Consider the following 18364-nt stretch of genomic DNA (forward strand, 5'->3'; position numbering starts at 1 on the left):
GCCGCACGCTCGCACCCCCCCCTCCCCCCCCCCTCCCCCCCCCCCCTCCCCCCCCCCCCCCCCCCCCCCCCCCCCCGCCGGGTGTCAGCTGCCGTCCCGCAGGTCCTCGGGCCAGCTGGGGTGGTACTCGATCGCGTCGTACGTCACCACGCAGCCCTCACCGAGGGGGGACTGGGTCATGAAGCCGACGAGGGCGGCCCCGGAGGGCTCCTCGTCGGCGAGGGTGAAGAGCCGGACGAAGGTCCAGCGCACGCCGTCGCGGGAGGCGTGGAAGGCGAAGGCGCGGCCCGTGCGGCTGACCCGGAGCCAGACGGAACTGCCGTCGACGGTGAAGGAGTTGGCGTCGTCGGAGTGACCCCGGGTGACCACCGTGCAGACGGTCGGCACGTCCGGCGAGTACTCCAGGCAGAGCTTCGCCCAGGCGCGCTCCGCCACCTGGACGTAGAGCACTCCGGCGTCGAAGGAGCCGGCGAAGCCGACCGTGACGCGCGCCGACAGCCGGAAGTCGCCCTCGGGCGCGCCGAGCAGCCGCGGCGCGTCGGAGGCGGGGTCCAGTGCCTCACCGGTGGGCGGCACGAAGCGGTCCTGCCGCGCGCCCGCCCATCCGGTGAGCACTCCGTCCTCGTACGACCAGTGGCCGTCCGGCCCGTACGTGCGGAGGGGGAAGGGGAGTTCGGGAAGTTCGACGTCCATCCGCCGAGTGTCCCAGGCCGGTGTGTTCAGCGTTCGAGCCGCCCGTCGTAACGACGCGGCAGCCCGAGCGGGTTGTCGTCGCGCAGCTCCGGGGGCAGCAGCGCCTCCGGGGTGTTCTGGTACGCCACCGGGCGCAGCCAGCGCTCGATCGCCGTACCGCCCACCGAGGTCGAGGTGGAAGTGGTCGCCGGGTAGGGGCCGCCGTGGTGCTGCGCCGGGGCGACGGCGACACCGGTCGGCCAGGCGTTGACCAGGACGCGGCCGGCGAGCGGTGTCAGCTCGGCGAGGATCTCGGCGCCGCGCCCCTCGCCCGCCGCCTCCTCCGTCGACAGGTGCACGGTGGCGGTGAGGTTGCCGGGGAGGCGGGAGAGGACCGCGCCCGCCTCGGCGTCGTCCTCGTAGCGGGCGACGACGGTGAGCGGGCCGAAGCACTCCTCCAGGAGCAGGTCGTGCTCGCCCTCGGCCGCGAGCTTTTCCGCGGGCACGGTCAGGAAGCCGGGGCTCACCGTGTGCTCGCTGCCCGCGCCGGGGGTGACCGGGGACTCCACGCCGGGCAGTCCGGTGCGCTCGGCCACGCCCGCGAGGAAGTTGTCCCGCATGCGGTGGTCGAGCAGGACCCCGGCCGCGGTGTCGCTGACGGCGTCGGTCAGGGACTTCAGCAGCCGGTCGCCCGCGGCTCCCGCGGGGGCCAGCACCAGTCCCGGCTTCACGCAGAACTGGCCGACTCCGAGCGTCATCGAGCCGGCGAGTCCGGTGCCGATGGCCTCGCCGCGCTCGGCGGCGGCGGCCTCGGTGACGACGACCGGGTTCAGGGAGCCGAGTTCGCCGTGGAAGGGGATCGGCACGGGGCGCGCCGCCGCCGCGTCGAAGAGGGCACGTCCGCCGCGGACCGAGCCGGTGAATCCGGCCGCGGAGACCAGCGGGTGCCGCACCAGCTCGACCCCGGCCTCGAAGCCGTGGACCAGGCCGACGACGCCCGCGGGGATGTCGTGCCGGGCGGCGGCCCTGCGCAGGGTGGACGCGACCAGTTCGGACAGGCCCGGGTGGTCGGGGTGGGCTTTGACGACGACCGGGCAGCCCGCGGCGAGGGCGCTGGCGGTGTCGCCGCCGGCGACCGAGAAGGCGAAGGGGAAGTTCGAGGCCGAGTAGACGGCGACGACGCCCAGCGGCACCTTGTAGCGGCGCAGGTCGGGGATCGGCGGGGTGGCGGTGTCGTCGGGGTGGTTGATCACCACGTCGAGGAAGGCGCCCTCGTCGACGATGTCCGCGAACGCGCGCAGCTGGTAGCAGGTGCGGGCGAGTTCACCGGTGAGCCGGACCGGGCCGAGCGCGGTCTCGGCGTCCGCCGCCTCGACGAGCCGGTCCCTGGCGTCTTCGAGCAGGTCCGCGGCCGTGCGCAGGAAGGCGGCGCGCACGGTGCGGTCGGCGAGCGTCCCTCTGGCGGCGTGCGCGGCGCGGACGGCCTCGTCCACTTCCTGGGCTGTGGCCTCCACCGCAACCTGTTCACGCTGCTTCCCGGTACGGGGGTCGACACTCCAGACTGGTGCTGCTGCCACCGCGGGTTCCTCCAGATGTGATGCCGCATTCTGTGTCACTCACCAGGGGCGTTCGATATACTGAACGCTGTCTCTGATGGTGAATATGCTGTTGGAGACTATTTCCCGTCCAACGAAGGGGTCAAGGGCGATGTCGGCAGTCGAGACAGGCGGCGGGGCGCAGGTCAAGTCCGCGGTACGGACCGTGGAATTGCTCGAGTACTTCGCCGGCCGGCCCGGAATGCACTCCTTGGCCGCCGTACAGGAGGCGGTCGGGTACCCCAAGTCGAGCCTGTACATGCTGCTGCGCACGCTGGTGGAGCTCGGCTGGGTGGAGACGGACGCGACCGGCACCCGGTACGGCATCGGCGTCCGCGCACTCCTGGTCGGCACCTCGTACATCGACGGCGACGAGGTGGTGGCCTCGGCGCGGCCCACCCTCGACCGGCTGTCGGACGACACGACGGAGACCATCCACCTGGCCCGGCTGGACGGCACGAACGTCGTCTATCTCGCCACCCGTCAGTCGCAGCACTACCTGCGCCCCTTCACCCGGGTGGGGCGACGGCTCCCCGCGCACTCGACCTCCCTCGGCAAGGCGCTGCTCGCCACCCACACCGACGAGCAGGTCCGCAAGATGCTCCCGGAGACGCTGCCGGCGCTCACCGAGCACACCATCACCGACCGGGAGAAGCTCATCGAGGAGCTGCACCAGGTGCGGGAGCAGGGGTTCGCGGTGGACCGCGAGGAGAACACGCTGGGGCTGCGGTGCTTCGGTGTGGCGATCCCCTATCGGACGCCCGCCCGGGACGCGATCAGCTGCTCGGTGCCGGTGGCCCGCCTCACGCCCGCCCACGAGCAGATGGTCAAGGACGCCCTGTTCGACGCGCGCGACCGGCTGACCCTGGCGACCCGGAGGCTTTGAGATGGACGTGGCCCTGCGCCCGGTGCACGACAGCGACCTGCCGGTGTTCTTCCGGCTGATGAACGACCCCGAGTCCAACCGCATGGCCGCGTTCACGGCCGAGGACCCGGCCGACCGTGAGCGCTTCGACGCCCACTGGCGCCGCGTCCGGTCCTCGTCCGCCGTGCTGCGCACGGTCCTGGTGGACGGCGACGTGGTCGGCACCACCGCGGTGTACGGCGAGCCGGGCGAGCTCGAGGTGACGTACTGGATCGACCGCGCCCACTGGGGGCGCGGCATCGCGACGGCGGCTCTGCGGGCCCTGCTCGCCACCGTCCCCGAGCGGCCCCTGCACGCCCGCGCCGCCGCGGACAACAGGGCGTCCCGCCGGGTCCTGGAGAAGTGCGGTTTCCACGAGACGGCCCGCGACCGCGGCTACGCCAACGCGCGCGCCGAGGAGGTGGAGGAGGTCGTCCTCACCCTGCCGGCGTGAGGAGCCGCCGCCCGCCCGCCCGCGGGCCGGGAACCGGGCGGCACGGGCCGGGGCCCGGCCCCGGGCGCCGGCCGGCTTCATGAACGGCGGATGAGAAATCCGGACGGAAGGGAACGATTCCCGCCCGCCCGTTCGTCCTCCTGGGCGGAATGAACAAGACGATCAGGCGTGCCGCCGTCTTCACCCTGCTGCTCGTGGTCGCCCTGCTGGTCCGGGCGACCTGGGTGCAGTTCTACGACGGAAAGGCACTCGCGGACGACAAGCACAACCGACGGAACGCGATGGAGCAGTACGCGAACCCGCTCGGGAATATCATCGTGGCCGGAGACGCGATCACCGGTTCCGCGCGGACGAAGGGCAGCGACCTCAAGTACAAGCGCACGTACACGGACGGCAGCCTGTACGCGGCGGTGACGGGCTACAGCTCCCAGGTCTACGGGGCGACGCAGCTGGAGGGCATCTACCAGAGCCTGCTCGACGGCACGGACCAGCAGCTGAAGAACCCCCTGGACACGGTCACGAACAAGCGCGCCGACCCGGGCGACGTCGTCACGACGATCGACCCGGCCGTGCAGAAGGCCGCCTACGACGCTCTCGGCGACAAGAAGGGGGCGGCGGTCGCGATCGACCCGAAGACCGGCCGGATCCTCGCCGCCGTCTCCACCCCCTCGTACGACCCGGGGCGGCTCAGCACCGGGGAGGGGGACGCGTGGAAGAAGCTCACGAAGTCCCCGGACAAGCCGATGACGAACCGCGCGCTGCGCCAGCCGCTGCCGCCCGGTTCGACGTTCAAGCTGGTCGTCGCGGCGGCCGCGCTGGAGGACGGGCTGTACGACGACGTCGACGCGCGGACGGACAGCCCGAACCCGTACACCCTGCCGGGCACGACCCGCGTCCTGGCGAACGAGAGTGCCTCCGCGCCCTGTGAGGACGCCTCGATCCGGGTGGCGCTGCAGTACTCCTGCAACAACGTCTTCGCGAAGATGGCCGTCAGCCTGGGCCAGGACAAGGTCCGGGCGATGGCGGAGAAGTTCGGCTTCAACGACGAGACGCAGGACGTGCCGGTGCGCGCGTACCCGAGCGTGTACCCCGAGGACATGGACCGGGCGCAGACGGCGCTGACGGGCATCGGCCAGTTCGACGTGACGGCGACCCCGCTGCAGATGGCCATGGTCTCGGCGGCCATCGCCAACGGCGGCAAGCTGGTCTCGCCGCACATGGTGTCGCAGACCAGCGACGCCGACGGCAACGTGCTGAGGGACTACGACGACAGCACGGAGACCGAGGAGATCGTCAGCTCGTCCACGGCCGAGCAGCTGCAGTCCGCGATGCAGACGGTCGTCGAGGACGGCACGGGCACCAACGCGCGGATCGCCGGCGCCACCGTGGGCGGCAAGACCGGCACCGCCCAGCACGGCGAGAACAACAGCAAGACGCCGTACGCCTGGTTCACCTCGTACGCGAAGTCGGACTCCACCGGCAAGGAGGTCGCCGTGGCGGTCCTGGTCGAGCAGTCCGACGCCGCCCGCTCGGAGGTCAGCGGCAACGGCCTGGCGGCACCGGTCGCCAAGGCCGCGATGCGGGCGGCTCTCCGGGACTGAGTGCCCCGCCGGGAGCGGCCGCTCGGGGCGGCCGCTCCCGCGCACCTTGCCATGAGGGCCGCGCCGGGCTCCCCGGGGCGGCCCTCCCGGCGGTGGGGCGCCCTACTTCACGCCCAGGATCTGCTCGATCGGATCGATGGCGAAGTAGACCAGGAACAGCGCCGACGCCCCCCACAGCAGCCAGTGGATCTCCCTCGCCCGGCCGAGGACCGTCTTGATCAGGACGTAGGCGACGAAGCCCGCGCCGATACCGTTGGTGATCGAGTACGTGAAGGGCATCACGGCGATGGTGAGGAACGCGGGGATGGCGATCTCGTAGCGGTCCCAGTCGATGTGCTTGACCTGGGTCATCATCAGGAAGCCGACGGCGACCAGCGCGGGGGCCGCGGCCTGCAGCGGGACGATGGTCAGCAGCGGCGTCAGGAAGAGCGCCAGGGCGAAGAGGCCGCCCGTGACCAGGTTCGAGAAGCCGGTGCGCGAGCCCTCGCCGACGCCCGCCGCCGACTCGATGTACGAGGTGGCCGAGGACGCCGAGGCCGCTCCTCCGGCGACCGCCGCCGCACCGTCGATGAGCAGCACCCGGCCGAGGCCCGGCACCTTGCCGTTCTCGTCGAGCAGGCCCGCCTCGGCGCTGATGCCGACGACCGTGCCCATGGTGTCGAAGAAGTCGGACAGGATCAGCGTGAAGATCAGCAGGACCACGGTGACGGCACTGGTCCGGCCGAAGGCTCCGAACAGGCTGAAGTCGCCGAGCAGCCCGAAGTCCGGTGCGGCGACGAGGTCGTCGGGCACCTTCGGTGTGGTCAGTCCCCAGCTCTCGATGTCGGCCAGGGAGTTGATGACGATCGCCACGACCGTCATGGCGACGATGCTGATCAGGATGGCGCCCTTGACCTTGCGGGCGAGCAGTCCGATGGTCAGCAGCACGCCGAGGCAGAAGACGAGGATCGGCCAGCCGGCCAGCGCTCCGGTGGCGCCGAGCTGCACCGGGACGGTGGTGTTGGCCGCGTCCGGGATGCGGCTGACGAAGCCGGCGTCCACGAAGCCGATGAACGCGATGAACAGGCCGATGCCGACACTGATCGCCTGCTTCAGGGGCTGCGGGATGGCGTGCATGACGGCTTCCCGCAGGCCGGTCACGACCAGCACGCAGATGAGCAGCCCTTCGAGGACGATGAGGCCCATCGCGTCGTCCCAGCTCATCAGCGGGGCGATCTGGAAGGCGACGACCGCGTTGAGCCCGAGGCCCGCGGCCAGGGCGAGCGGAAGGTTGCCGCCGATGCCCATGACGATCGTCATCACCGCGGCCACCAGGGCGGTGGCGGTGGTGAGTTGGACGGCGTCGAGCTGGTGGCCGAACTTGTCCTTGGCGCTGCCGAGGATGATGGGGTTCAGGACGAGGATGTAGGCCATGGTGAAGAACGTGGCGAAGCCGCCGCGTATCTCCCTGCCGAAGGTGGAACCGCGCGCCGATATCTTGAAGAAGCGGTCCACGCCGTTCGTCGCGGGTGGCGCGGAGTTGGGCCGGTCGGCCACTTTCTGCGGGTCGGACATCGCGATGCTCCTCGTTGCCTGCGTGCCTGGTGTGCGGATGCTGGCTGGATTGTTCCCGTGTTGAACCGCTTGCAGGTTTTCCCCGTGTTACGGAATCGAGTTCGGCCCGCCATACGGCGTTCGAAGACCCGTACGGACGCTGACGCTCTCGGATTCCGGTCCGGCGGACCGCCGGTCGGAACCCGGGCCGCCACGGGGGTCGTATACGTCTTCACCCGCACCACACGGACGCCGCAGCGAGGAGAGGTCGCCCGTGGGCACTTTCGTCGACGCCGCCGCCTCCGGGGAGTTCCACGCCTTCTTCGACGGGCGCGGCGTCCCGGCGGGCGGGTGGGTGTTCGCGGCCCGTACGACCATGCCCGCGGCGGCCGGGACGCGAAGGACGACCGCTGCACGGCGACCGCGCGGACGGCGGACCGGAAGCTGCGCGTGGCGGGCGACTTCGCGCGCCGGGACACCGGCCGCCCCCAGGGGTGTCGCAGGAGCCGGCCGCCCCTGGGCCGGCCCGAGCGGCGCCCCCCGCCGACGACGGCCGGGGGCGGGCGCACGGCGGGTGCCCGACCGTAGTGGTACGTCGGGTTCGGGAGCGTGAAGGTCTTGTCGGCGTGGCCGCCTTCGAGGTCGGAGTACTGGTCGCCGAAGTTGGCGACGATCTCGTACCCGAGGGACTCGATGTGCTTGCGGGTGCCGGACTTGTACTGCACGGTCGTGCAGTTCCAGGTGCCGGGCGCGGCGCAGGAGCTCGGGTACGCGGGCGGGTTGGCCGGTCCTTCGAGGAAGACGTGCGAGGCGTCGAGGTCGACGTCGGCGCCGACCTTCTTCAGGTTCTCGACCGCGGCGGAGCGCTGCGTGGGAGCCGCGCCTCTCAGCACTCCTTCCAGGGGGCCCAGTCGCCCAGATACGTCTCGCGGGTCGCCGACGCCGCCTCCGCCCGGGTGAGTCGGGGCCGGTTCTCCGGGACCGGCACGGCGGCGCCGGGGCCGGTGTTGCGGTACTCGGCGAAACGCTGCTGCTGCCACGGGTAGGTGTCCGACATGTTGGCGTAGGGCGCGGCCGCGTCGATGCCGGCGCCGAGGTGGGTGTCGCGGACGGTCAGCATGGGCCGGGCGGTGGGGTCCGAGCCGGGCACCCAGGGGCGGGCCAGCTTGTAGTACGCGCGGGGCGCCTCGCCGGTGACGCGGCCTCGGGTGACGAGATACCCGCGCGGGTTGGCGACCGCGGTGGACGGGGCGAAGACGAAGCCGTAGGGGGCCGCGGTCAGGTCCGTGCGGTCCAGGGTGTGGAAGTGGCAGTGCTCGTACACCGCCGTCGCCCGGCCGAAGACGAAGTCCACGTCGCCCTCGACGTAGCAGTGCCCGTAGTACTGGCGGGCGAAGGCGCCGAGGGCCGTCGAGTCGGCGTACAGGGTGTCCTGGTGGCCCAGGAACCGGCAGTGGTGGAAGGCGGAGCGGTCGCCCTGCACCTTGACGGCGACGGCCTGGGTGCCGGTGACCCCCGGGTGGTCCGCGCGCAGCCAGTCGTTGGCGAAGGTGATCCAGCGGGCGGTGAAGCCGTCGGCCTGCACGGTGGTGGTGGCCGACCCGGTCGTGCCGTAGGTGCCCCCGCCGGGTTTCGGGGTGCCGGCCGCGTTGTCGTACACGACGACGACGTCCCGGGGGTCCTCGGAGGCGCCGATCCAGGTCATCCCGGTACGGGCGGCTCCGACGGCGACCGTCTCGCGGTAGGTGCCGGGGGCGATGACCAGCGTCGTGCCGCTGGTGGTGGCGGCGGTCACCGCGGCCTGGACGGTGGTGAAGTCCCCGGCGCCGGACGCGTCCACGTAGAGGGTCCGCTCGGTCAGGCGGGCGGCGGGTGAGCCGTACCGCCCGAAGGGGGGCCGCGTGACCGCGCGGGCGGGGGCGGGGGCGCCGAGGGCGAGAGCGGCTCCGGCTCCGGCCAGGAGGAAGGTCCTGCGGCCGGGGGCGGTGCGTCGGTGGTGCCCGAGCATGGCGATGCTCCTTCGCTGTGCGGATCGGATGCCTCCGGGGCGTCGGAGGTCCTGACGAGTGGAAGGGGGCCGGAGCGGCCCGCCCCGGGTGCCGGGCGGAGTCCTGGACGCGGGGCGGGCGCCGTCGGATGCGGGACGGCCTCGGCAGCCCCTCCGGCCGACGGACGCGTGCGGGTCAGCAGATCCTGCCGGAGCCCGCCCGGTGGTCGACGAGGCCCGGGACCGCCTTCGGCGGGTCGACCCTCGTGCGCAGGGTCGGCGTCCATCCGGCACCCGACTGGAGGGTCTCCGCGGGGATCTCCGCGTTGTGCACGGCGATCAGGTCGACGGGCGCGCCGTTGACGTGGTTGCCGACGGCCGTGACCGGCGCTTCCTTCCACTTCTTGAGGATCTTGGCGGCACTGACTCCGGCGGGCAGCGTGAACGCGTTCTTCTCGGCGACGAGTCGGGACTCCATGCCGATCCCGAAGCTGTAGGCGTACGAGGAGTCGGCGACGTAGTGGTTGTTGTACGCGTCGACCTGCCCGAAGCGGACCCGGGGGGCGCGTTCGACGAGGCCGGAGAACAGGTTGTGGTGCAGCGTGACCTTGAGGTGTCCCCGGTCGACCGCGGCGGTGGCCGCGCTGTCGCTGTTGCCGATCATCAGGGTCTTGTCGTGCTCGGTGAAGACGTTCCAGGAGACGGTGACGTGGTCGGCGCCCTTCACGATGTCGAGCTCGCCGTCGTGCTGCTGGTAGACCATGCCGAAGTACCTCGGCAGCGAGCTGTCGGGGTGGGCGCCGTCGGTGAACGTGTTGTGGTCGAGCCAGACGTGCGTGGAGCCGTACACCACCGCGCTGTCGTACTCGGAGTTCCAGTTGCCGGTGTCGCCGTCGGTCGGGTCCCACTGCGGGAAGCAGTCGAGGGGGCTCTCGAAGGCGAGGTTGCGGACGATGACGTTGTCGACGCCCGTGATCTGGAGGCTGGCGCCCTTCAGGCCCGCGTTCCTCCCGACGCCGACGATGGTGGTGTTGGCCGGGACGGCGACCTTGATGGCCCCGGCCTGGTTGTCGGCGGAGACCCGGCGCAGCCCCTCGGGGCTGTCGGCGGGCTCGGCGTCCAGGTTCCTGTCCAGGCCCCAGTTCTCCGGCGCGTACCGCTCCAGGTAGGCGTCGAAGTCGTAGCCGTCGGCCGCGAAGGAGGAACAGCCCGCGGCGTTGGCGTCGATCGTGCCCTTGATCCTGATGATCCTCGGAGCGGTGCCGGACTCCGCGAGCGCGGCCCTGAACTGCTCCCAGGTGGTGACGGTCCTGACGTGCGCGGCGTCCGCGGCCGACCCGCCGGTGGTACCCGTACCCGCCGACCCCCAGCCGTCACCGGCGGCGAGGGTCTCGCGGCCGAGGTCGCGGCCGTGGGCCTGGGCCTGGGCGGTGGTGCCGGTGGCGGCCAGCACCAGGGCGGTGCAGCCGGCCAGCGACACGGCCGGCCCGCAGGCCCCCCATGACACGTGCATGACACTTACATGTGCTCATCGTGCGGCTCTCTTCTCGGTCAGGCGGTGGGCCAGGTGATCCAGGACTCGGGGATCTCGTCGTCGAGCCGGCGCACGTCCCGGGGTGCGACGGCCCGGCGGCGCAGCAGCTCGTCCGTGACCAGGCGAGCCACGGCGACCGCGCCGGGCGGGTTGAAGTGGGTGTTGTCCTGCTCCGTCCCGTTCCAGTTGAAGTACCTCTTCGTCTCCTCGACGCCGAGCTCCTGCCACAGGGCGATCGACCGGGCCTGGATGTCCAGCAGTGCGACGTCCTCCGCACGGGCGAGCGAGCGCATCGCCGCCGGGTAGTCGCCGTGGGTCGGCAGGGCGTTGCCGTCCGCGTCGAACTTCCTGCGTTCGACGGAGGTGGCGAGCACCGGTCGGGCGCCGCGGGCCCGCGCCCCGTCCACGTACTGACGGAGGTAGTCCTGGTACGTCGTCCGGGGCTCGGTGTAGCGGGTGGGGTCGGCGCTCTTCTCGTCGTTGTGCCCGAACTGGACGAGCAGCAGGTCGCCGGGCCGGATCGCGGCGAGCACGACGTCGAGGCGCCCCTCGTCGACGAAGCTCTTCGAACTGCGTCCGTTCACCGCGTGGTTGGCGACGTCGAGGTCGTCGTGGAGGAAGAACGGCAGGGCCATGCCCCAGCCGGTCTCGGGTTCGGCGTCGGCGTACTTCTGGGCCGCGGTGGAGTCACCGGCGATGAAGAGGGTGCGCCGGCGCCGGGCTCCCTGTGCCGAGGTCGACGCGGAGGCGGGGGCCGTCGCGGCGACGGCGAGCGGGACGGCGGCGAGGGCCGCCGCGGTGACCTGTCTGCGGGTGAGGTGCACGTCGGGGTGCCTCGCTTTCGGACCGGAACGACGAGTGGGCGGAAGGAGCGGGCGGGGCCGGCGGCGGCGCCCGCGTGCGGGCCGCCGCCGGCTCCCGCGCCGGGGAGCCGCTGTGCTACTTCTGCTGCTGCTCCCACTCCGCCTGGGCCTCGTTGAGCTGGTCGGCCAGGGTGTCGAGGAAGTCCTGGGCCGACATCTTGCCGAGGAGGACCTTCTGGAAGTTCGGCTCGTTGTCGGTCTTGGAGATGGTGTTCCAGTCCGGCAGGTAGTACGGCAGCTGCACGATCTTGGTGCTGCCGCTGTTCAGTGCCTCGGCCGCGAGCTTGGTCGGCTCGGCCTTCTGGATCCACGCGTCCCCGGCGGCCTCGGTGTTGGAGGGAATGGCGCCCGCCGACTCGTTCCACTTGCTGTTCGCCTCGTGGGAGGCGGCGAACTCGATGAACCGCCAGGCGGCCGACTTGTTCTTGCCGGACTTGAACAGGGCCAGGCCGTCGACCGGGTTGGACACCTGGACGCGCGTGCCGTCGTCCGTGGTGGGGTTGGGCAGTCCGCGGAACTTGCCGTCACCGAGCGCCTTCACGTGGTCCTGGTAGGAGCCCAGGTTGTGGCTCAGCATGCCGATCTTGCCACTGTCCCACTGGGCGACCATCTTGGTGAAGTCGTTGTTGACGTCGGCGGACGGTGTGTTCTTCTTGTACAGCGCGACGTACTTCTTCAACGCGGCGACGTTCTCGGGGGCGTTGACCGTCGTCTTTTCGCCGTCCCAGAACTCGGTGATCCCGGTCTGGCCGTACATGGCGTCCAGCGCCTGCGCGATGGAGCCGGCGCCGCCGCGGATGGTGTAGCCGAACTCGTTGCTGCCCTTCTTCGTGAGCTTGTCGGCGGCCTCGTAGAACTTGGACCAGGTGGTGGGTGCCTCGAGACCGGCCGACTTGAACAGGTCGGTGCGGTAGTACAGCACGCCGTTGCTGGCGGAGGTGGGCACGGTGAACAGCTTGTCCTGGCCGCCGGCGACCTTCACGGAGGTGAGCATGCCGCCGTTCAGCTTGCCGTCGAGCGGGCTCTTCTCCAGGCGGGAGTCGAGCGGTTCGAGGGCGTTCTGCGCGGCGATCCCGGCGAGCATCGCGGCGCCGACCCCGCCGACGTCCGGCAGGCCGCCGCCCTGGATCGCGGTGTCGTACTTGGACTGGACGCTCTCGGCGGGGATCCCGACGTAGTTGACGTCGATGTTCGGGTACTTCTTCTCGAAGTCCTTGATGATCTCCATCCAGATGTCACGGCGGACGGCCGTGTTGTTGTCCCAGAAGGTGATCTCGCCCTTGCCCGAGCCCTCGTCGCCCTTGTCTCCGCCGGCACCGCTGCCGTCGTCACCGCACGCGGTGGCGGTCAGGGCGAGCACGGCGCTCAGGGCGACGGCCGCGGCTGCGCGTCGGTCGCCTCGGTTGTTTCTCCGCATGCTGATCTTCATGGTCGGCTCTCTTCTTCTGGATCCAGCGGTGTGGTGGGGACTGCGTTCGGTGCGGGGGGGTCCGCCCGTCGGGCGGACTCCGTCGCCGGTACGACCGGGAGTGCCGGGCGGTACCGGTAAGCGCTTGCCGGGCAGGTGCGTCATGGCGGCTCCCAACGGGCGTACGGAGACGAGGAGTCGACCCTCAGGGGGTCGGGGTGAGGCGGAACTGCGTGAACGTGGCCGTGCCGGCGTGTCCCGGGCCGGCGGGCGCGAGTGCGAAGAGGCCGAGCAGGGCGCCGACCCAGCGCCAGGGGGTGGCGGCGAAGACCTGGCCGGAGGGCTGCGGGCCGTCCCCGACGTCGTAGGAGAAGCGGCACCGCGCTCCCGCGCCGATGCGGACCGTCAGCCGCGCGCGCCCCTCGGGGGCGAGCCGGGGGTGCGCGGCGTCCCGCTCGCGCTCGGCGACGGGCTCGGCGAACCGGTGCACGAGGTGCACCGACCCGTCGGCCCCCCGCTGCAGCCCGATCCAGCAGAACGCGTCCCCGAGGACGGCGAGCCCGGCCCGTGCGCCCGCCTCCTCGCTCGTCAGGGCGAGTTCGACCTCGGCCGTGGCGGCGGTGCCCGGCAGCCGCTGGGTGAGCACGTTCGGGAGTCTGCGCAGGTCGTGCGCGTCCGCCGTCCGTACACAGGTCAGCCTCAGCCCGTCCGCGGAATGCTGGGTGGCCCAGCCGTCCTGCGGGTTGGCGGTCCACTGCCACTGCCGGCCGAACCGGCCGCCGGGGAAGTCGTCGTCGGTGGCCGGCGCGGACGGCGGCTGGCGCGGCAGGTCCGGCTTGCGGTGCACGGCCACGGGACTTCCCGCGTCACCGACTACCGGCCAGCCCGCCGCGGAGCGCACAGCCGGTCCGGACCCCGGATCGGTCCCGGTGCCCGGCCGGAGCCCCGGTCCCGGCCCGGTGACCTCCCCCGCCGGCTCCGCGTCGGCACCCGCGTCCCGCGCCCCGGCCGGACCCGGCTCCCGGCAAGAGGTCCCGGAGCCGGACGCGGTCCCCTCCGTCCAGCGCATCGGCTGGAGGTGGACCACCCGCCCGTACGGGCCGCGCGCCTGGAAGTGCAGGAACCAGTCCTCACCCGAGGCGGTGCGCACCCAGCCGCCCTGGTGGGGGCCGTTGATCCGCGTGTCCCCCTGCTCCAGCGCCACCCGCTCCTCGTACGGACCGAAGAAGCCGCGGGAGCGGAAGACGCCCTGCCAGCCGCTCTCCACTCCCCCGGCGGGCGCGAAGATCCAGAACCAGCCGTCGTGCCGGTACAGCTTGGGTCCTTCGAGGGTGAACCAGCCGGGGATGCGGTCGGCGTCGACGATCACCTTGCCCTCGTCGAGCAGCCCCGTGCCGTCGGGCCGCATCCGGTGGCCCGTGAGCCGGTTCTTGATGCCGGAACGCGAGCGGGCCCAGGCGTGGACGAGGTAGGCCTCACCGGTCTCCTCGTCCCACAGCGGGCAGGCGTCGATGAGCCCCTTGCCCTCCTTGACCAGGTGCGGACGGGTCCAGGGCCCGCGGATCCGGGGGGCGTTGACCTGGAACACGCCGTGGTCGGGATCGCCCCAGAAGATCCAGAAGCGGTCGTCGTGATGGCGCAGGGAGGGGGCCCACACCCCGCAGTCGTGCCGGGGCCTCGCGAACTCCGCGGCGGGTTCCAGGCGTTGCAGGGCGTGGCCGACGAGGGTCCAGTTGACCAGGTCGCGCGAGTGCAGCAGGGGCAGCCCCGGGGCGCGGCCGAAGCTGGACGCGGTCAGATAGAAGTCGTCGCCGACGCGCAGGACGTCGGGATCCGACCAGTCCGCGTCGAGGACGGGGTTGCGGTAGGTCCCGTCCCCGAGGTCGGCGCTGAAGGCGCTGTTCACGGGCTCACCGCCTTGCGTACGAGGGCGGCGGCCGCGTCCCGGTCCAGGCACCCGTCGGCCACCACGGTGACGATCCGGCGGACGGCCGTCTGCCCGGCGGCGAGCGGCAGCCGCTCGTCGTGGGCGAGCGAGGAGCCGACGCCCGGATACTCGGCGGTGCGCACGAACCAGGGGTCGCGGCGGGTGTCCCGGGTGGCTCCGGCGAAGACGAGCGTGAAGGTGCTGCCGGCCAGGGCGAGCCAGTCGGCGCGGGAGCCGTGGACCGCCTCCTCGCCCTCGGTGCCCGCGGTGAACACGCGCGGCGCCCGCGCCTCCTTCCGGGCCCGCCAGAAGAAGCCGCCGTACGCCGCGCCGGGCCTTCCGTTCGTGGCGGGGCTGCCGATGGACAGCGCCCGCTCGGTCGTGTTGGTGAGGGAGAACGTGAAGTCCAGCGCCCAGGCTGCGTCGGTCAGTTCGGTGGCGGCGACCGTACGGCGTTCGCGCAGGAGCTCACCGGCCGCGGCGACCCACCGCAGTTCCTCGACGAAGCCGTCGGGGTCGCGCAGCTGGAAGCCGCCGTGCCGCTGGGCGCCGTGGTTGTCGAGTTCGGTGGGCCCCCGGTCGCGCACATAGGTGCGTCCGCCCCAGAAGTTGTACCCCTCGACGTCGGGAACGGCGACACCGACGCCGAGGTGGTGTGTGTGGTCGGGCGGGCTCAGCTCGGTGACGGCCGTGCCCGCCAGGGTGGTGACGGGGTGCAGGTACGGGCGCGGCGAGAGCCGGGGCGGCAGCTCGGGCCGGGTGACGTACCGGCCGACCGGGCGGCCCGCCACGCGCAGCACCAGCGAGTCGTGGTTCATCGGCTGCTCACCTCTTTCGGGAGCGTCCAGGGGGCGCCCAGCTCGGAGTAGAGGGCGAGGGTGTCGGCCGCGGCCGCGACGAGGGCGTCGATGCCGCGGACGGCCCGGCGGTTCTCCCCGGGCACCGTGTGCCAGGCGTCCTGCGGCAGTGCGACCGGATCGGGGGCCCGCCGCACCGCTTCCACGACCTTCATGAACGCACCGGTCGACTCGGGTGCGACCAGCAGTTCGGTGCCGTCGGTCAGATGCGCGACGAGGTTCTCCAGCAGGTCCGTCCTGCCGTAGCGGATCTCCTCGGGACCGCGGCCGGACCGCTGCACGAGCACGCGGTCCTGCTTGTACCAGAAGGTGATGCGGCCGCTGCTGCCGTGCACCACGACGTACGGCTCGTCGGGGTGTTCGGCGCACAGCGTGACGGCGACGGTGATCCGGCCGCCGGACCTGGTCGTCAGCCGGACGCAGGAGGTGTCGTCGGCCTCGATGTCGTTGGCCCGCAGCAGCTCGGTCTCGATCCCGGCGACGTCCTCGGCCCGCGTGCCGCCGTCGAGCGCGAGTGCGGTGGCGACCGCGTGTGCGAGCGGGTTCGTCAGCACACCGTCGACCACGTCGGCACCGTGCAGGCGGCGGCGGCCCGCCCAGGGCGCCCGCCGGTAGTAGGCCTCGTCGCGTGCCCAGGCCCCGGCGGCGCCGATCCCGGTCACCGCGCCGAGTGCGCCCTCCGCGATGAGCGCGCGGACGGCGGGCAGGGCGTGCGAGCCGAGTGACTGGAAGCCGATCTGGCAGGCCACGCCGGCCGCCGCGATGCCGTCGGCCATCCGGCGGAACTCGGCGTACGACGGTGCGGGCGGCTTCTCCAGGAGCAGGTGCACGCCCCGTCGCGCGGCGGTCAGCGCCAGGTCGGCGTGGGTGGGGATGGGGGTGCAGATCACGGCGACGGCGGCACTCGTGGAGTCGAGCAGGGCGCCGAAGTCGGCCGACTGGGCCGGGAGTCGCCCCTCGCCGGTGAAGCCGTCCAGCTCCTCGCGGGTGAGCGGGGTCAGCTCGCAGACGCCCGCCAGCCGGACCAGTCCGGCGTCCTGGAGGCGGCGGATGTTCCGCAGGTGCCAGCGGCCGTGGCCGCGCGCTCCGGCGAGGACGACGGGCAGCGGCCCCGCGTCTCCGCGTGTGCTCGGTGGCAGCGGGCGGCTCATCCCTTCACCGCCCCCGCGCTGAAGCCGGTGATCAGCCACTTCTGGATGAACGCGAAGACGATGACCACGGGAACGGCGGCGATGATGCCGCCCGCGGCGAGCGCGCCGAGGTCGACGCTGTCGGAGCTCATCAGGGTGTTGAGGCCCACCGGGAGAGTCTGCTTGTCCTGGTTGCTGAGGAACATCAGGGCGAACAGGAAGTGGTTCCAGGCGTGCACGAAGGCGAAGGAGCCGACGGCGATGAGCCCCGGCCGCAGCAGCGGGAGGACCACGATCCGGAAGGCGTGGAAGCGGTTGCAGCCGTCGACCCAGGCGGCCTCCTCCAGCGAGTACGGCACGTTCCTGATGAAGCCGCTGATGAGGATCATCGACAGCGGAAGCTGGAAGACCGTCTCGGCGATGACGACACTGCCGATCGAGTTGATCATCTGGAGCTTGGCGAAGATCTGGAACAGCGGCACCAGCAGCAGGGCGCCCGGCACGAACTGGGAGCAGAGCAGCGCCAGCATGAAGGCGCGCTTGACCTTGAAGTCGAAGCGGGCGAGCGCGTAGCCGCCGGCCAGCGCGATCACCGTGGTCATCACCAGCGTGGTGACGGCGATCAGGACGCTGTTCTGGAAGTACACACCGAAGCTGCGCTCGGTCCAGACCTTGTCGAAGTGCTCGAAGGTCATGGGCCACGGCACGAGCGAGGTCGAGCCGGCCGGCCGCAGCGCGAAGAGCAGGATCCAGTAGAAGGGGATCAGGGTGAAGAGCAGGTAGACGCCGAGCGGCACGTAGATGTGCCGGCGCGGGACTTCGTCCCAGGCGCGGCGGGTGCTGCGCGGGCGGGGCGGCGGGTCGTCGGCGGGTGGGGCGGGCGCGGCCGGGACGAGGGTCTCGACGTCCTTGGTGATCACTTGTCTCCGCCTCCGAACTTGCTCAGCCGCAGGTAGACGATCGAGCAGAACAGCAGAATCACGAACGCGACCGTGGTCAGGGCCGACGCGTAACCGAAGTTGTGGGCGTCGACGCTGGTGTTGGCGATGTAGAGCGGGAGCGTGGTCGTCTCGCCCGCGGGCCCGCCGCCGGTCAGGGTGTAGAGGAGGTCGACGTTGTTGAACTCCCACACCGCGCGCAGCAGCGTGGACAGGACGATGGCGTCCTTGATGTGGGGCAGTGTGATGTGCAGGAACTGCTTGAAGCGGCTGGCGCCGTCGACCTCGGCGGCCTCGTACAGGTCCTTCGAGACGGACTGGAGGTCGGCGAGGATGAGGATCGCGAAGAAGGGGACTCCGCGCCAGAGATCGGCGACGACGGCGGCCGGGAACACGGTGGCCGTGTCCGAGAGCCAGCTGGTGCCGTACTCGCCGATGCCCAGATCGGCGAGGTAACGGGTGATCCCCGTCTGGGAGTTGTAGAGCAGGACCCAGATGGCGGAGGTGAGCACACCGGAGACGGCCCACGGCGAGAACACCAGCGCCCGGCCGATGGCCCGGCCCACGAAGGTCTGGTTGACGATCAGCGCGAGGGCGAGGCCGAACAGCAGCTGCAGTCCGACCTCGACGACGACCCACTGGGCGCTGAAGGTCAGCGTGTCCCAGAACTGAGGGTCCTCGGTGAAGGCGTGCACGAAGTTGTCGAGGCCCGCGTACCCGTTGCGCCACGGTTTGGTGGGGTTGTAGTTCTGCAGGCTGTAGTAGAAGACGCTGATGACCGGATAGGCGATGAAGCCCAGCATCAGCAGGCCCGCCGGCGCGATCAGCAGGTACGGCAGTTTGCGCGGCGTCGCCGAGCCGCGGCGCCGCCGGGGCGGCGCGGGCTGTTTCGCCACGGCTGCGGCTTGGGCCATGACTGTTCTCCGTTCTCGCGGGTGCCGTGGAGCACGTGCCTGGTCCG

General features: G+C 71.8%; 15 protein-coding genes and 1 pseudogene. 3 read left to right on the forward strand and 13 right to left on the reverse strand.

Annotated elements, in window-relative coordinates; translation table 11 throughout:
• Positions 1 to 84: 84 nt before the first annotated feature.
• Together ACZ4NT_RS23480 and ACZ4NT_RS23485 are read right to left on the reverse strand one after the other, a co-directional pair.
• Positions 85 to 693 carry a DUF1349 domain-containing protein gene (locus ACZ4NT_RS23480; RefSeq protein ID WP_121403762.1) on the reverse strand — a complete coding sequence of 203 codons (609 nt, stop codon included), beginning with the start codon at positions 691 to 693 and terminating at the stop codon, positions 85 to 87.
• A 26-nt stretch (positions 694 to 719) separates the two neighbouring features.
• Complete coding sequence (locus ACZ4NT_RS23485; RefSeq protein ID WP_467727384.1) at positions 720 to 2249, reverse strand: aldehyde dehydrogenase (NADP(+)); 1530 nt, start codon at positions 2247 to 2249, stop codon at positions 720 to 722.
• 130 nt (positions 2250 to 2379) lie between these two features.
• On the opposite strand from ACZ4NT_RS23485, the gene ACZ4NT_RS23490 reads away from it, so the two are divergent.
• The 3 genes from ACZ4NT_RS23490 to ACZ4NT_RS23500 all read left to right on the forward strand — a co-directional run bounded on the left by ACZ4NT_RS23490 (position 2380) and on the right by ACZ4NT_RS23500 (position 5226).
• On the forward strand, positions 2380 to 3153 hold the full coding sequence (locus tag ACZ4NT_RS23490; RefSeq protein ID WP_121403760.1) for an IclR family transcriptional regulator: 774 nt from the start codon (positions 2380 to 2382) through the stop codon (positions 3151 to 3153).
• A gap of 1 nt (position 3154) precedes the next feature.
• Positions 3155 to 3625 (forward strand): GNAT family N-acetyltransferase, encoded by a 471-nt coding sequence (locus ACZ4NT_RS23495; RefSeq protein WP_467727386.1) that lies wholly within the window; start codon positions 3155 to 3157, stop codon positions 3623 to 3625.
• 149 nt (positions 3626 to 3774) lie between these two features.
• Positions 3775 to 5226, forward strand: coding sequence for a peptidoglycan D,D-transpeptidase FtsI family protein (locus tag ACZ4NT_RS23500; protein ID WP_467727388.1), 1452 nt, complete (start codon positions 3775 to 3777; stop codon positions 5224 to 5226).
• 102 nt (positions 5227 to 5328) lie between these two features.
• Here the strand turns inward: ACZ4NT_RS23500 and ACZ4NT_RS23505 are convergent, their stop codons facing one another.
• The 11 genes and pseudogenes from ACZ4NT_RS23505 to ACZ4NT_RS23555 all read right to left on the reverse strand — a co-directional run bounded on the left by ACZ4NT_RS23505 (position 5329) and on the right by ACZ4NT_RS23555 (position 18317).
• Entirely contained in the window at positions 5329 to 6780 is a 1452-nt protein-coding gene (locus ACZ4NT_RS23505; protein ID WP_467727390.1) for an NCS2 family permease, read from the reverse strand.
• 569 nt (positions 6781 to 7349) lie between these two features.
• Positions 7350 to 7643 (reverse strand): annotated as a pseudogene (locus tag ACZ4NT_RS23510) (HAD family acid phosphatase); the annotation flags it as partial.
• Between the two features lie 2 nt (positions 7644 to 7645).
• Complete coding sequence (locus tag ACZ4NT_RS23515) at positions 7646 to 8767, reverse strand: pectinesterase family protein (protein WP_467727392.1); 1122 nt, start codon at positions 8765 to 8767, stop codon at positions 7646 to 7648.
• A gap of 175 nt (positions 8768 to 8942) precedes the next feature.
• Entirely contained in the window at positions 8943 to 10259 is a 1317-nt protein-coding gene (locus ACZ4NT_RS23520; protein WP_467727394.1) for a pectate lyase family protein, read from the reverse strand.
• Positions 10260 to 10297: 38 nt separating this feature from the next.
• On the reverse strand, positions 10298 to 11104 hold the full coding sequence (locus tag ACZ4NT_RS23525; protein ID WP_467727396.1) for a rhamnogalacturonan acetylesterase: 807 nt from the start codon (positions 11102 to 11104) through the stop codon (positions 10298 to 10300).
• 115 nt (positions 11105 to 11219) lie between these two features.
• Positions 11220 to 12572 carry an ABC transporter substrate-binding protein gene (locus tag ACZ4NT_RS23530; RefSeq protein ID WP_467727398.1) on the reverse strand — a complete coding sequence of 451 codons (1353 nt, stop codon included), beginning with the start codon at positions 12570 to 12572 and terminating at the stop codon, positions 11220 to 11222.
• 184 nt (positions 12573 to 12756) lie between these two features.
• Complete coding sequence (locus tag ACZ4NT_RS23535) at positions 12757 to 14457, reverse strand: glycoside hydrolase family 43 protein (protein ID WP_467727400.1); 1701 nt, start codon at positions 14455 to 14457, stop codon at positions 12757 to 12759.
• Positions 14454 to 15296 (reverse strand): DUF6807 domain-containing protein, encoded by an 843-nt coding sequence (locus ACZ4NT_RS23540; RefSeq protein ID WP_467727402.1) that lies wholly within the window; start codon positions 15294 to 15296, stop codon positions 14454 to 14456. The genes ACZ4NT_RS23535 and ACZ4NT_RS23540 overlap by 4 nt, the downstream gene beginning before the upstream one ends.
• Positions 15293 to 16486, reverse strand: a complete 1194-nt coding sequence (locus ACZ4NT_RS23545; protein ID WP_121403750.1) for a Gfo/Idh/MocA family protein — start codon at positions 16484 to 16486, stop codon at positions 15293 to 15295. The genes ACZ4NT_RS23540 and ACZ4NT_RS23545 overlap by 4 nt, the downstream gene beginning before the upstream one ends.
• Positions 16483 to 17385: a carbohydrate ABC transporter permease gene (locus tag ACZ4NT_RS23550; protein WP_121403749.1), complete on the reverse strand. Its 903-nt coding sequence runs from the start codon at positions 17383 to 17385 to the stop codon at positions 16483 to 16485. The genes ACZ4NT_RS23545 and ACZ4NT_RS23550 overlap by 4 nt, the downstream gene beginning before the upstream one ends.
• Positions 17382 to 18317 carry a carbohydrate ABC transporter permease gene (locus ACZ4NT_RS23555; protein WP_121403748.1) on the reverse strand — a complete coding sequence of 312 codons (936 nt, stop codon included), beginning with the start codon at positions 18315 to 18317 and terminating at the stop codon, positions 17382 to 17384. The genes ACZ4NT_RS23550 and ACZ4NT_RS23555 overlap by 4 nt, the downstream gene beginning before the upstream one ends.
• Between the last annotated feature and the right edge of the window lie 47 nt (positions 18318 to 18364).

The sequence above is a fragment of the Streptomyces sp. NPDC026417 genome (assembly GCF_055567695.1).